The organism is Micromonospora echinospora (assembly GCF_014203425.1).
GTDB classification, from domain to species: domain Bacteria; phylum Actinomycetota; class Actinomycetes; order Mycobacteriales; family Micromonosporaceae; genus Micromonospora; species Micromonospora echinospora_A.
In genome coordinates this window covers 1,775,330-1,787,783 of record NZ_JACHJC010000001.1, presented here as the reverse complement: position 1 = coordinate 1,787,783, position 12,454 = coordinate 1,775,330, and the positions used below count along the sequence as shown (strand labels likewise).

Sequence of the window (12,454 nt, the reverse complement as noted above, 5' to 3'; positions counted from 1 at the left end):
CGCGTCGTGAGTGTCGCAGTGAGCACCGACCCTGGCCACGTCGGCTTCGATCCCGCCCGGCTGGCGCGGATCGACGAGCACTTCGCCCGGTACGTCGACGACGGCCGGCTCGCCGGCTGGCAGATCGTCGTCACCCGCCGGGGCGAGGTCGCCCACTCCTCGACGTACGGGCTGCGCGACCGGGAGGCCGGCACGCCGGTCGAGGCGGACACGCTCTGGCGCATCTACTCGATGACGAAGCCGATCACCTCGGTCGCCGCGATGATGCTCTGGGAGGAGGGCCGGTTCGAGCTGAACGACCCGGTCAGCCGCTGGCTGCCGGAGTTCGCCGACGTACGCGTCTACGACCGGGGCTCGGTGCTCAAGCCGTTCACGGTGCCGGCGGTCGAGCCGATCCGCATCTGGCACCTGCTCACCCACACCGCCGGCCTGACGTACGGCTTCGCCCAGGTCTCGGTGGTCGACGGCCTCTACCGGACGGCGGGCTTCGACCTGGACGTGCCGCCGGGCGCGGACCTGGCCGCCGCGTCGGCCGGGCTGGCCCGGTTGCCGCTGCTGTTCCAGCCCGGCACGAGCTGGAACTACGGCGTCTCCACCGACGTGCTGGGCCGCCTGGTCGAGGTGATCTCCGGGCAGTCGCTCGACGCGTTCTTCGCCGAGCGGATCCTGGGCCCGCTGGGGATGACCGACACCCGCTGGTGGGTGGACGCGGCGGACGCGAAGCGCCTGGCCGCGCTCTACGCCCCGCACCCGGCCACCGGGCAGGCGGTACGCGCCGACGGGGTGGGCCGGGCCGCGCTGGCGGAGCCGACGTGGCACTCCGGCGGCGGCGGGCTGGTCTCCACGGCGGCCGACTACCACCGCTTCACCCAGTTCCTGCTGCGCGGCGGCGAGCTGGACGGGGTGCGCCTGCTCGGGCCCCGCACGGTGCGCTTCATGACCCGCAACCACCTGCCCGGCAACCGGGATCTGGCCTCGTTCTCGCCGGAGGGCTTCGCCGAGACGATCCTCGACGGGATCGGCTTCGGGCTGGGCTTCGCCGTCGTGCTCGACCCGGTGCCGTCGCGCGTGCCCAGCAGCGTCGGCGAGTTCTACTGGGGCGGCCTGGCCAGCACCGCGTTCTGGGTGGACCCGGTGGAGGAGGTCACCGCGCTGCTGTTCACACAGTTGATGCCGTCCAGCACGTACCCGCTGCGCAGCCAGTTGCGCCAGCTCGTCTACTCGTCGCTCGTCGACTGAGCCGGTTCGGCGGAACTCCCGCCGCCGACCGGTGGGCTGCCTAGCCTGTGAGGCATGAGCGACATCGTCGTGTTCGGCGCCGGCGGGACGGCGGGTTCCCGGATCGCCGCCGAGGCGGTCGAGCGGGGGCACCGGGTGACAGCGGCGGTGCGGCGTCCGGAGGCGGTCGGCTACCTACCGCCAGGCGTACGCACGGTGACCGGCGACGCCACGTCGGCGCGGAGCGTACGCGAACTGGCGCAGGACGCGGACGTGCTGGTGGTGGCCATCGGCGGCGGTGAGCGGGAGTTGTGGCGCGACGCCGCGCGGACGCTCGTCGACACGCTGCGTGAGTTGCCGGACCCACCTCGGGTGATCCACGTCGGCGGTGGCTCGACGCTGCTCACCCCGAAGGGCACCCGCTACCTGGACGAGCCGGACTTCCCGGAGGAGTACCGGGACTCGGCGCACGGCCAGGCCGACGCGCTGGAGTTCTACCGCTCCAGCGCCGACGGGGTGACCTGGACGTACGTCTCGCCGCCGCCGCTGGAGTTCCACCCGGGCGAGCGGACCGGGCACTACCGCACCGGCACCGACCAGCCGGTGACCGACGCGCAGGGCCGTTCGGTGCTCACCTACGAGGACCTGGCGGTGGCGATCGTCGACGAGATCGAGAATCCCCGGTTCGGCAACGCCCGCTTCACCGTCGCGTACTGATCCGGCGCGTACTGATTCAGTCGGCCAGCCGGGCCGGGAAGCCGCCGGTGGCGATCGGACCCCAGGAATCGATCGTGACGCGGATCAGCGACTTGCCCTGCGCGACCATGGCCGACCGGTACTCGTCCCAGTCCGGGTGCTCGCCGGAGATGCTGCGGAAGTACTCGACCAGCGGTTCCAGCGCCTCGGGCAGGTCGAGCACCTCGGCCACGCCGTCGACCTGCACCCAGGGGCCGTTCCAGTCGTCGGAGAGCACGCACGCGGAGACGCGCGGGTCGCGGCGGATGTTGGCGACCTTGGCGCGCTCCGGGTAGGTGGAGATCACCAGCCGGCCCTCGGCGTCCACACCGCAGGCCACCGGCGAGGACTGTGGGCGACCGTCGGAGCGGGTGGTCATGAGCACGACGTGGTGGCGGGGGCGGAGGAACTCGATCAGGGCGTCCCGGTCGACCCGGGTGTTCTTCGCGATGCTGCGTGCCATGCCTCGGTTCTACCAGGCCGGTCGATCGTTCTCAGCGCGGACGGCCGCCGGCCCGCTGGGCGGTGACCTGCTCCGGCACGCGCGGTCGGGCCGAGGGCCGCCAGGCGCGGCCGTTGGCGTAGATCACCCGGAAACCGAGGTACGCGGCGAGCGGCGCCCAGTGCGCCGAGCGCATCCGCAACTCGGCGGCGTTGTGCCGCTGCCCGTTGGCGAGCACGTCGAGCAGCACTGTCTCGAACGCGGCCGACTCGACCCAGTCCACCTCGCGGGTGAAGCCGCAGACCAGAGCCGCGCCGGTGACGTCGAGGAATTCGCGCAGCGTGGCGTCGGACGCGCGCAGCACCGAGCAACTGCCGAAGTATAGGCGGCGGCCCTCGCAGCGGCCGGTCATCCGCTCGGCCACGTCCGACAGCTCGACCGAGTCCCAGTCGGTGAGGCAGAGCCGGCTCGGTTCGCCGTGCATGGCGAAGAAGCCCACCCGGTGGTCCGCGTACTGCTTGAGCAGCCAGCGGTCGACGAAATAGAACAGCTCGTCGCGGGTGGCCGCGTCCTTGTGGATGTAGCGGATGCGGCCGAGCCGCTCCAGCAGGTCGAGCGTGGGCAGGACGGACCCGCGTTCGTTGAGGTCGCGGTGCCACTGCCCCTCGACGCAGAACACGCCGCCACGCGCCAACGCCCACCTCCCCGCCCGTCGAGGTCGCCGCCCGGTCCGGGAGCAGACGTTACCGCTCACCTCCGACGGGCGACACCCGGCAGCGCGTTCGCAAACGGGCACTATTCACAGCCAATACCCAGCAAACGTCTGAAGTGAGAACAATTTCGGCTAATCACCACGAAGAATCCTCGTACCTGTCACGGTGAGAGGGACGGGACGTACCGGTCGATGCGCCCGTCCCAAGCCCAGTTCGCTCTGACATCGGGAGGACTCTGTGCGCGTCAACACCCTGAAGCGGGCGGCGGTCGCGTTCGCGCTGGCCCTGCCCGGGGCCGCCGTGGCGACGGTCGTCGCCGCACCACCGGCGCACGCCGACGGCTGCTACACCTGGAACCGGACACTGTCGCAGGGGAGCTCCGGCGACGACGTCCGGCAGCTCCAGATCCGGGTGGCCGGCTGGGCCGCGTACAGCGGCATCGTCCGGGTCGACGGCGTGTACGGCCCGGAGACGGCCGCCGCTGTCAAGCGCTTCCAGACCGCGTACGGGCTGCGCGCCGACGGCGTGGCCGGGCCGCAGACGTTCACCAGGATCTACGACCTGCAGAAGGACAGCGACTGCACGCCGAAGCACTTCAGCTACGCCGAGCTGGACAACGGCTGCGGCAAGGGCGGGTGGGCCGGCGGCCCGCTCTCCGCGTCGGCCACCCGGGAGAACGCGCTGCGCACCATGTGGAAGCTGGAGGCGCTGCGGCGCAGCCTCGGCGACAAGCCGCTCTACGTGACGAGCGGGTTCCGCAGCATCGCCTGCAACAGGCAGGTCGGCGGCGCCTCGGACAGCCAGCACCTCTACGGCAACGCGGCCGACCTGATCGCCAAGCACCGCAGCCTCTGCGACATTGCCCGCTCGGCCCGCAGCCGGGGCTTCAGCGGCATCTACGGCCCCGGCTATCCGGACCACGACGACCACACGCACGTCGACTCGCGGCGCGAGAACAACCGGGACAAGTCGTCGAACACGAAGGGCTGGTCCGCACCGGACTGCGGAGTCAAGTGATGCGGTGACGGCGGCCCGGCTCGGGGGTGGGGGCTCCCCGGCCGGGCCGCCGTCGGCATGCTCCGGCACGAACGACGCCACTCCGCGACGGGGCGTCCACGCGACCGGAACCGGGCGCCGGGCGTCAGCTCCCCGAGCCGGAGCGGCCCGGGGGTCAGCTGGCCCGGGGAACCGGGCGAGGCGCGGCGTCACCTCACCCGGACCGGGCGACGGGAGGGGTCCGATCGCCCGGCGGCAACGGGTCAGCTCGCCCGGGGCCAGCGGGGCCGGGCGGCGGGAGCCGACCGTCCGGCGACGGGCCGCGGACCGGGCCGCACCGGCGGCGCGGCGACCCGCGGAACCGGACCGCGCGCCGCCTGGGCCGCGGCGGCGGGGCGGGCAACCTGACCCGGCACCGCCCGGGCCGGCTGTCCGGGCACAGGGCGACCGGCCTGACCGGGTACGCCGGGCCGCGCCACCTGACCGGCCGGGCGGGCGACCTGCCCGGAAGCCGGACGGGCGCCGGACGGTCCGGTCAGCACGAACGGGAACGGCACGTGCACGAACGGGTTGCCGTGCCGGATCAGCGCGTCGATCTGGCGGTCGTTGAGACCGTGTGTCTCCAGCACGCGCCGGCCCCAGCGATGCAACCGGCAGGGGAACGACGAACCGTCGTTGCGGCACTTCGGCCCCGCGGGCCACTCCTCGGCGGCGTGCACCACCACCGCCCGGACCGCGAGGCGGACGTCCTCGGGGGTCAACGGCGCCGGTACCGGCACCTCGCCCAGGATCTGGTCGATGGGATCCGTCGACTGCTCACCAACTCGCACGGCAGGCCTCCCGCAGCTCGGCAGCGGTGCGGCAGAACGGCCGCACCACATCCTCGACCACTGGTACGGCCGGATGACGGCAGCAGTTCAATCCCGCCACGCGGCGAGCAGTTCAGCCGGCCCGAGCGCGGTGACTCCGTCTACCGCACGGCCGCTGCGCACCACCGCCACGACCGGCGTGTGGTCGTCGGCGCCCGGCAACTGGACGCGGTGGTGCAGCAGCCGGGCCAGGTCATGCCCGTCGAACGTGCCGTGTTCCAGCCACTTGACCGAGCCCACGAACGTGATCCGCTTGGCCACCGGGCTCCGGTCACCGCCGACCAGGTCGATCTCGGGATCGTTGATACGCGTCCAGTACCCGCCCACCTCCGCCGTCCCGGACGGCAGGTGCCCCGGCGGCAGCCGCCGCAGGGACTCCCGGATCACCGGCTCGACTGCACGACCCCGCCAGGAGGTCCAGGACGAGTGGATGCGGGCGAGCGTCAGATCCCCTCTGCCGCGCTCGATCTCGGCGAGGTACGGGTCGAGGAAGGCGAGCCAGAAGCGGAGATACGGATCGGCGACCACGTAGCGGGTCTCGCGCGAAGGGCGGGTGGACAGCGGAAGGGTGGCTTCCACGACCCGCTTGTCGGTCAGCAGTCGGAGCGCCCGGTGCAGCGACGCCTGCGGGATTCCGCCGGCGGCCCGCGCGATGGAGGAGGAGGTACGCTCCCCCGAGCCGATGGCGCGCAGCACCACGCCCGGCTGGGACTGCGGCGGGAACTCGGCGGCGAGGGCCCGTTCCCCGCTGACGAGCAGCGCGGAGGTGGGGTCCGGGACGGCCTGGGCGAGGTAGTCGCGCACGGTCTCGCCGGGGGCCCAGTCGTCGAGGACGAGCGGCAGGCCGCCGGTGACGAGGTACGCGTCGATGGCATCCGCCGGCGGCAACTGGAGCATCTCAGCCACGTCGCCGGGGCTCAGGGGCGGCACGACCATCTCGGTCGCGCGCTGGTGGAACGGGCGGCCGTAGTCGTTGAGCGCCTCCATCATCGCCAGGTCGGAGCCGACGCAGATCAGCAGGACCGGCCGACGGGACAACTCCCGGTCGAAGACCTTCTGGAGGGTGCCCTCGAAGCCCGGATCGGTGGCGATGAGGTAGGGCATCTCGTCGAGCACGACGACGCTGGGCTGGTCCGTGGGCAGCGCGGCGGCGAGGAGGGTGAGTGCCGCGTCCCAGGTGGCCGGCGCCTGTCCGGCGAACAGACCCGCTCCGGGGAGCGTCGAGCCGGCCGCCGCGGCGACGAAGAGCCGCAGGTCCGCGGCGTGGGTGGGTTGCGCCGAGGCGGTGAAGAAGAGGTGGGGTACGCCCGCGCGCTCGACGAACTCCTCTACGAGGCGGGACTTGCCCACCCGTCGGCGTCCACGCATGAGCAGCGCCCGCCCCGGCCGTCCCGCCCGGCCGCCGCGTTCGACGCGCGCCAACATGCCGTCGAGCCGGGCCAGCTCCCGCCCCCTGCCGACGAAACCGGCCACGTCGTCACCTCATGCTCTCAGACTGGATACTCTCATCCCTGAGACTATCGCAAATGAGAGCGTCTGCACCTCAGACCAGGCCGGCGTCCTGGACCAGCAGGGCCACCTGCACGCGGTTGTTCAGGTCGAGCTTCGTGAGCAGCCGCGACACGTACGCCTTCACAGTCGCCACGCTCATGAACAGCTCGGCGGAGATCTCCGCGTTGGTCCGGCCCCGGCCGAGCAGCACCGCGACCTCCCGTTCCCGTTCGGAGAGCCCGTCGAGCAGCCGTACCGCCCGCTCCCGCTTCGGGTCCGGTCCGGGCGCCGGCGCGGCGCCGGTGACATGCGCGATGAGCTTGCGGGTCACCGCCGGGGACAGTGTCGCCTCCCCCGCCGCGACCCGGCGTACCGCCGCCACGATCTCGGCAGGCGGGGTGTCCTTGAGCAGGAAGCCGCTCGCCCCGGCGCGCAGCGCCCGGAGCACCTGCTCGTCGGCGTCGAAGGTGGTGAGCACCAGCACCTCGGGCGGGTCGGCGGTGGCACGCAGCGCCTCGGTGGCGGCCAGCCCGTCGACCCGGGGCATGCGGATGTCCATCAGCACCACGTCCGGGGCGTGGGCGGCGACGGCCTCGGGCACCTCGGCGCCGTCGGTGACCTCGCCGACCACCGCCAGGTCGGGCACGCCGCCGAGGATCATCGACAGCGCGCCGCGGACCAACGGGTCGTCGTCGACGATCAGCACCCGTACCGGGGCGCTCACTGCGCTGCCCAGGGCAGCCAGGCGGTCAGCCGGAACGTGCCGTCGGCGTCCCGCCCATGTTCCAGGCGGCCGCCGGCGAGCGTGACCCGCTCGGCGATCCCGACCAGGCCGGTACCGGCGCCCGGGATCGCGGTGGCCGGGCTGCCCACCGGCCACGGGTTGCTGATCTCCACCACCAGCCCGTCTCCCGGGCCACCGGCCAGCCGGACCGTCACCACCGCCCCGGGCGCGTGCTTGCGGGCGTTGGTCAGCCCTTCCTGCACGATCCGGTACGCGCTGCGCCCGATCGCCGCGGGCACCGCCTGCGGCTCGGTCACCTCGTCCACCACGCCGACCCGCACCCCGGCGTCGCGGCTCTCGGCGACCAGCGCGGGCACGTCGGCCAGGGTGGGCTGCGGCCGTTCCGGCGTGGCCTCGGAGCCGACCTCGGCCCGCAGCACGCCGATCACCTCGCGCAGGTCCTGGAGCGCGGCGTGCGCGCTGGCCCGGATCACCCCGGCGGCCCGCGCCACCTCCTCCGGCGGCGCGTCCGGCCGGAACTCCAGCGCGCCCGCGTGCAGGCTGAGCAGGGAGATCCGGTGGGCGAGCACGTCGTGCATCTCGCGGGCGATCCGGCCGCGTTCGAGCTGCCGGGCCTGGTCGAGCCGGAGCTGCTGCTCGGCCTCGGCCCGCTCGGCGCGGTCGCGCAGCGACAGCACGAGCTGGCGGCGGGCCCGGACGAACAGCGCCCAGGCCACCATCGCGCCGATGAACAACGCGGTCCAGATCACCGAGCCCCAGAACGGCATCGTGGGGTCGGGCCGGACGGCGAGGTAGATCGGCAGGCTCAGCACGTTCCAGGCCGACAGGGCCAGGCCCACCGGCAGTGGCCGGTGCACGAGCACGGTGAACGTGATGACGAGCAACGCTACGCCGGAGGTGACCGAGAAGAACACGAGCGGCGCGGTGGCCAGCGCCAGGCCGACCGGCCAGCGCCGGCGCAGCCAGAGCGCCCCGCTGATCCACAGGCCGATCAGCAGGTCGACCTCCTCCAGCCAGGCCGGACCGGCGTTGAGCCCGAACTCCGGGCTGGCGCTGGTGACGTCGCCGTGCGTGATCAGCACCCAGAGCAGCGAGGCCACAAACAGCGCGCCGTCCACGAACCAGTCCCGGGGCGTCCGCCGGGCGGGCACCAGGGAGCCCGGCAGGAGCCAGGGATGATCGGGTACGGCGGCGCTGGTCACGGCTCCATGCTAGGAAGCCGTCCGGACCGGCTACCAGCTACCAAAGTCGACGTCTGCGGTGAACCGAGGTCGACGGCGGCGCCGACCGCCGGCCGCAGCGCGTGACCGGGTGGCCCCGGCAGGCTCAACGGCATGATCGAAGTCGACCACCTCACCAAGCGGTACGGCCGGCACACCGCCGTCGAGGACGTCACCTTCCGGTGCGAACCGGGCTCAGTGACCGGTTTCCTCGGGCCGAACGGCGCCGGGAAGTCCACCACGATGCGGATGATCTGCGGGCTGACGCCGCCCACCTCGGGTGCCGCTACTGTCGCCGGCCGCCCGTACCGGCACCTGCCCAACCCGGGGCGGGAGATCGGGGTGCTGCTCGACGCGTCGGCGCAGCACGCCGGGCGCACCGGACGGGAGGCGCTCACGCTCGCCGCCCGCACCATGGGCGTGGACCGGGGCCGGGTGGCGGCGGCTCTCGACCGGGTCGGGCTGAACGACACCGCCGCCCGGCGCCGCGTCGGCGCGTACTCCCTGGGCATGCGGCAGCGGCTCGGCCTGGCGCTGGCGCTGCTGGGCGACCCCCGGGTCCTGATCCTGGACGAGCCGGCAAACGGCCTCGACCCGGAGGGGATCTTCTGGATGCGCGGCCTGCTGCGCGACTTCGCCGACCGGGGCGGCACGGTGCTGCTCTCCTCGCACCTGCTGCGCGAGGTGGAGGCGGTGGCCGACCGGCTGGTGGTGATCGGCGGCGGCCGGGTGGTCGCCCAGGGCGGCAAGGACGAGCTGCTCGCGGGCGCCGGCACGCTGGTACGCGCCCGCGACCCGCACGCCCTGCGCCTGACGCTGGACCGGGCCGAGCTGCCCGCGTCCGCCGGCACCGACGGCGGCTTCGTCGTCCGGGCCGAGCCGGGCGAGGTAGGGCAGGCCGCGGCCGACGCCGGACTGGTCCTCACCGAGCTGCGCCCGGCCGGCAGCGGCGGTCTGGAACAGCTGTTCCTCACCCTCACCGCCGGCGCGTCGACCAAGGAGGCAGTCCGATGACCACCACAGCCGTTCCCACCGCCCCGGCGCTGCACGAAGCGGTCGCCGCCGGCCCCTCGCTCGCCCGGCTGACCGCCGTGGAGCTGCGCAAGCTCGCCGACACCCGGGCCGGGCGATGGCTGCTGATCGCGATCGGGCTGATCGCCGCCGTGATCGTGGTGGTGCAGTTGTTCGTCCTCGACGCGCCGGACCAGACCTTCACCGCCTTCTTCACCCCGTCGCTGCTGCCGGTCGGCCTGCTGCTGCCGGTGCTCGGCATCCTCTCCATCACCGGCGAGTGGTCGCAGCGCACCGCGCTCACCACGTTCGCGCTGGTGCCCCGCCGGGAGCGGGTGATCGTCGCCAAGCTCGCCGCTGTGGTACTCGCCGCGCTCACGTCGGTGCTGGTCAGCCTCGCGGTCGCCGCGGTCGGCACGCTCGCCGCCCGCGCCACCGGCGGGGCGGGGGCCTGGACGTTCGACTGGCAACTGCTGCCGCACGCGGCCGTGTTCCAGGTGGCGAGCGTGCTGATGGGCGCCGCCTTCGGGCTGCTGCTGCTGAACACACCGCTGGCGATCGTCACCTATCTGCTGCTGCCCACGGTGTGGAGCCTGCTCGCCGCGATGATCTCCGCGCTGCGTGCGCCGGCCCGCTGGCTCGACACCTCGTACACGATGGAGCCGCTGCTCGGCGCCGAGATGACCGGCGGGCAGTGGGGCCGGCTCGGCGTCTCGCTGGCCGCCTGGGTGCTCCTGCCGCTGGCCGCCGGTCTGGTCCGCACGCTGCGCCGGGAGGTGTCGTGACCGTGGCAGCCCGAGGGCTCGGTGAGGACGTCGTGGTCGACGGCGGGCGCGGCGAACTGGTGCTGATGTGGGCGGGGTTCCCGCTGCTCGGGGCCGGGCTGGGCACCGGGCTGACGGCGCTGTCCGGCTGGATCGCCGGGCTGCCCTGGTTCCCGTTCCAGGGCCTGTTCGAGCTGCTCGACGGGTGGCCGGACGAGCTGTCGTACCCGATCGGGGCCGGGGTGGGCCTGCTCGGCGGCCTGTTCGTGGCGCTGGTGGCGGTCCGCGAGCGCCTGACCGTCACGGTCGGACACCGCACGGTACGGCTGCACCGCGACGGACACGGCCGGGACGTGGCCCGCGCCGACGTGGCCGGGGTGTTCGTCGACGGTGAGGCGCTGGTGCTGCTGGACAGCGCCGGTGGCGAGCTGGCCCGGGAGAAGTCCGACCTGGACACCGAGCGGCTGCGCGCGGCGTTCACCCGGCAGGGCTGGCCGTGGACCGGGCAGGACCCGCACCGGGACGCGTACCGGAGGTGGGTCGAAGGGCTGCCCGACCTGCCGCCGGGCGCGGACGCTCTGCTGCGCGCCCGGCAGCGGGCGCTCGACGGCGGCCACGACGCCGAGACCCGGGAGCTGCACGGGGAGCTGGCCCGGCTCGGCGTCGTGGTCCGCGACGAGCGGAAGCGGCAGTACTGGCGGCTGGTCCCGCGACAGCCGTCCCGGTAGCGGCGCCGCGACCGGGAAGGGGCCGGCAGTCCCGACGCTCAGGTGAGGATCACCACCACGGCCAGCCCGGCGAAGGCGGCGGACAGCGCCGCGCCGGTCCAGCGCCGCCAGGCCGGGGCCCCGGCGACGACAGGCAACGCACGCCACCGGCGGACGGCCGGCACCACGGCCACCCCGGCCAGCGCGGTGCCGAGCGGCCAGAGCCAGCCCGGCACCACCGACCAGTCGCCGAACCGATGCGCGAGGCCGAGGGAGACCACCGCCCAGACGGCGTCGGAGAGCACTGTGACCCGGTCCTTTCCGCGCCGGGCGGTGCTCCACAGGGACAGCCCGCCGAGGAAGGTGAGCGTCAGCGCGAGCGCGGCGCCGATCCAGCCGTCCAGGCCGGTCGACTCGCTTGCCGCCGCACCCCGGACGTCGAGCAGCCGCAGGCCGATCGGGTCCACGTCCCGGGTGGTGTTGCCGAGCACCACCACGCCCCGGTCGGCGGCGCGGTCGTAGCCGACGTACGCGCGGAAGCCACCGGTGCCGCCGTTGTGCCAGACGATCTCCCGGTCGTGGTGGCGGCTGGTGAACCAGCCGTAGCCGATCCGGCTGTCGTCCCCGGCGTCGAAGCGGGGCGTGGCGGCGTCGGCGCCGGGTGCCGTTCCGGCGAGCATCGCGGCGACGAGCCGGACCAGGTCCTCGGCGGTCGACCAGACGCCGACGCCGGCTGGGGCATAGCCGGCGCCCAGCCACGGGTCGGCGGACCGGCCGGAGGCGGTGGCGCCCTCGGCCCGGTCGCCCGGCAGGTGACCTGGTTCGGTGGCGACCACCGTGGCGGCCATCCCGAGCGGCCGCAACACGTCCCGCCCGACCAGTTCCGGGTAGCCGACGCCGGCCCGCGCGGCCAACGCCTGGCCGAGCAGCGCGGCGCCGAAGTTCGAGTAGGAGACGGCGCCACGGTCGTCGTCCGGCTCGGCGCCCCGGGCGTCGGCGACGATCCGGTCCACGTCGTTGCCGGCGTACGCGTTCCCCGCGGTGGACGTCGCCCACCAGGTGCTGAGCATCGCGCCCGGTGAGTCGAGCGGCAGCCGGGGCAGCCCGGACCGGTGGCTGGCCAGTTCGGCGAGCGTGACCTCGCCGGCCGGGCCGGTCACGTCGGGCAGGACAGCGGTCAGCCGGTCGTCGGGGCGGACCACCCCGGCCACCGCCTGGTGGGCCAGGAGCATGCCGGTGAGCGGCTTGGCGATCGAGCCGATCTCGAACGGGGTGCCCGGCTCGACGGCCGGCCCGCCGGGAGCCCGGTCGCCGAGGCCGGCCACGCGCACCCGGCCACCGTCGACCACTGCCACCGCCAGGCCGCGCAGGCCCTCCGGGTCGCCGGCAGCGGCCCGGGCGGTCGCGGCCAGGTCGGCGTCGCCGGTCTGCCGCCGGCCCAGCTCCGGGGGCCTGGGCATCAGGCCGGCCGCCGCGGTCGCCGCGACGAGGCCGGCGACGACGGTGAGGACGGTCGGGGTACGCATGGTCCTGCCTTCCGGTT

The 12,454-nt window shown here is 74.1% G+C and carries 13 protein-coding genes; 6 read left to right on the top strand and 7 right to left on the bottom strand.

What is annotated here, in order from left to right:
* The first annotated feature begins 6 nt into the window (after window positions 1-6).
* Entirely contained in the window at window positions 7-1,239 is a 1,233-nt protein-coding gene (locus tag FHU28_RS08570) for a serine hydrolase domain-containing protein (RefSeq protein WP_184682568.1), read from the top strand.
* A gap of 54 nt (window positions 1,240-1,293) precedes the next feature.
* Window positions 1,294-1,935, top strand: a complete 642-nt coding sequence (locus tag FHU28_RS08565; protein WP_184682566.1) for an NAD(P)-dependent oxidoreductase — start codon at window positions 1,294-1,296, stop codon at window positions 1,933-1,935.
* 16 nt (window positions 1,936-1,951) lie between these two features.
* Here the strand turns inward: FHU28_RS08565 and FHU28_RS08560 are convergent, their stop codons facing one another.
* Both FHU28_RS08560 and FHU28_RS08555 read right to left on the bottom strand, forming a co-directional pair.
* Window positions 1,952-2,416: a PPOX class F420-dependent oxidoreductase gene (locus FHU28_RS08560; RefSeq protein ID WP_184682564.1), complete on the bottom strand. Its 465-nt coding sequence runs from the start codon at window positions 2,414-2,416 to the stop codon at window positions 1,952-1,954.
* 31 nt (window positions 2,417-2,447) lie between these two features.
* Window positions 2,448-3,089: a DUF6642 family protein gene (locus tag FHU28_RS08555; RefSeq protein WP_184682562.1), complete on the bottom strand. Its 642-nt coding sequence runs from the start codon at window positions 3,087-3,089 to the stop codon at window positions 2,448-2,450.
* A gap of 256 nt (window positions 3,090-3,345) precedes the next feature.
* On the opposite strand from FHU28_RS08555, the gene FHU28_RS08550 reads away from it, so the two are divergent.
* Entirely contained in the window at window positions 3,346-4,125 is a 780-nt protein-coding gene (locus FHU28_RS08550; RefSeq protein ID WP_184682560.1) for a D-Ala-D-Ala carboxypeptidase family metallohydrolase, read from the top strand.
* A gap of 242 nt (window positions 4,126-4,367) precedes the next feature.
* Here the strand turns inward: FHU28_RS08550 and FHU28_RS08545 are convergent, their stop codons facing one another.
* The 4 genes from FHU28_RS08545 to FHU28_RS08530 form a co-directional block, all read right to left on the bottom strand.
* On the bottom strand, window positions 4,368-4,934 hold the full coding sequence (locus tag FHU28_RS08545) for a hypothetical protein (protein WP_184682558.1): 567 nt from the start codon (window positions 4,932-4,934) through the stop codon (window positions 4,368-4,370).
* An 87-nt stretch (window positions 4,935-5,021) separates the two neighbouring features.
* Window positions 5,022-6,446, bottom strand: a complete 1,425-nt coding sequence (locus FHU28_RS08540) for an ATP-binding protein (protein ID WP_184682556.1) — start codon at window positions 6,444-6,446, stop codon at window positions 5,022-5,024.
* A gap of 70 nt (window positions 6,447-6,516) precedes the next feature.
* Entirely contained in the window at window positions 6,517-7,188 is a 672-nt protein-coding gene (locus tag FHU28_RS08535; protein WP_184682554.1) for a response regulator, read from the bottom strand.
* The gene (locus FHU28_RS08530; protein ID WP_184682552.1) at window positions 7,185-8,411 is read right to left on the bottom strand and encodes a sensor histidine kinase; all 1,227 of its coding nucleotides are present in this window, start codon (window positions 8,409-8,411) and stop codon (window positions 7,185-7,187) included. Before FHU28_RS08530 ends, FHU28_RS08535 begins: the two co-directional genes overlap by 4 nt.
* A 132-nt stretch (window positions 8,412-8,543) precedes the next feature.
* Here FHU28_RS08530 and FHU28_RS08525 point away from each other — a divergent pair, with 132 nt between their 5' ends.
* From FHU28_RS08525 to FHU28_RS08515, 3 genes are read left to right on the top strand one after another with little or no spacing between them, the layout of a single operon-like run.
* Entirely contained in the window at window positions 8,544-9,443 is a 900-nt protein-coding gene (locus FHU28_RS08525; protein ID WP_184682550.1) for an ABC transporter ATP-binding protein, read from the top strand.
* Complete coding sequence (locus FHU28_RS08520) at window positions 9,440-10,225, top strand: ABC transporter permease (RefSeq protein WP_184682548.1); 786 nt, start codon at window positions 9,440-9,442, stop codon at window positions 10,223-10,225. Before FHU28_RS08525 ends, FHU28_RS08520 begins: the two co-directional genes overlap by 4 nt.
* Window positions 10,222-10,932 carry a YqeB family protein gene (locus FHU28_RS08515; RefSeq protein WP_311773547.1) on the top strand — a complete coding sequence of 237 codons (711 nt, stop codon included), beginning with the start codon at window positions 10,222-10,224 and terminating at the stop codon, window positions 10,930-10,932. Before FHU28_RS08520 ends, FHU28_RS08515 begins: the two co-directional genes overlap by 4 nt.
* 38 nt (window positions 10,933-10,970) lie before the next feature.
* Here FHU28_RS08515 and FHU28_RS08510 read toward each other — a convergent pair whose 3' ends face one another.
* Window positions 10,971-12,437 carry a serine hydrolase domain-containing protein gene (locus FHU28_RS08510; protein WP_184682546.1) on the bottom strand — a complete coding sequence of 489 codons (1,467 nt, stop codon included), beginning with the start codon at window positions 12,435-12,437 and terminating at the stop codon, window positions 10,971-10,973.
* Between the last annotated feature and the right edge of the window lie 17 nt (window positions 12,438-12,454).

What these genes read in the sequence shown, in the direction of transcription:
- FHU28_RS08565 (WP_184682566.1), top strand. Translation starts at nt 1,294, where the DNA reads ATGAGCGACATCGTCGTGTTCGGCGCCGGCGGGACGGCGGGTTCCCGG.
- FHU28_RS08560 (WP_184682564.1), bottom strand. Translation starts at nt 2,416, where the DNA reads ATGGCACGCAGCATCGCGAAGAACACCCGGGTCGACCGGGACGCCCTG.
- FHU28_RS08525 (WP_184682550.1), top strand. Translation starts at nt 8,544, where the DNA reads ATGATCGAAGTCGACCACCTCACCAAGCGGTACGGCCGGCACACCGCC.
- FHU28_RS08520 (WP_184682548.1), top strand. Translation starts at nt 9,440, where the DNA reads ATGACCACCACAGCCGTTCCCACCGCCCCGGCGCTGCACGAAGCGGTC.
- FHU28_RS08510 (WP_184682546.1), bottom strand. Translation starts at nt 12,437, where the DNA reads ATGCGTACCCCGACCGTCCTCACCGTCGTCGCCGGCCTCGTCGCGGCG.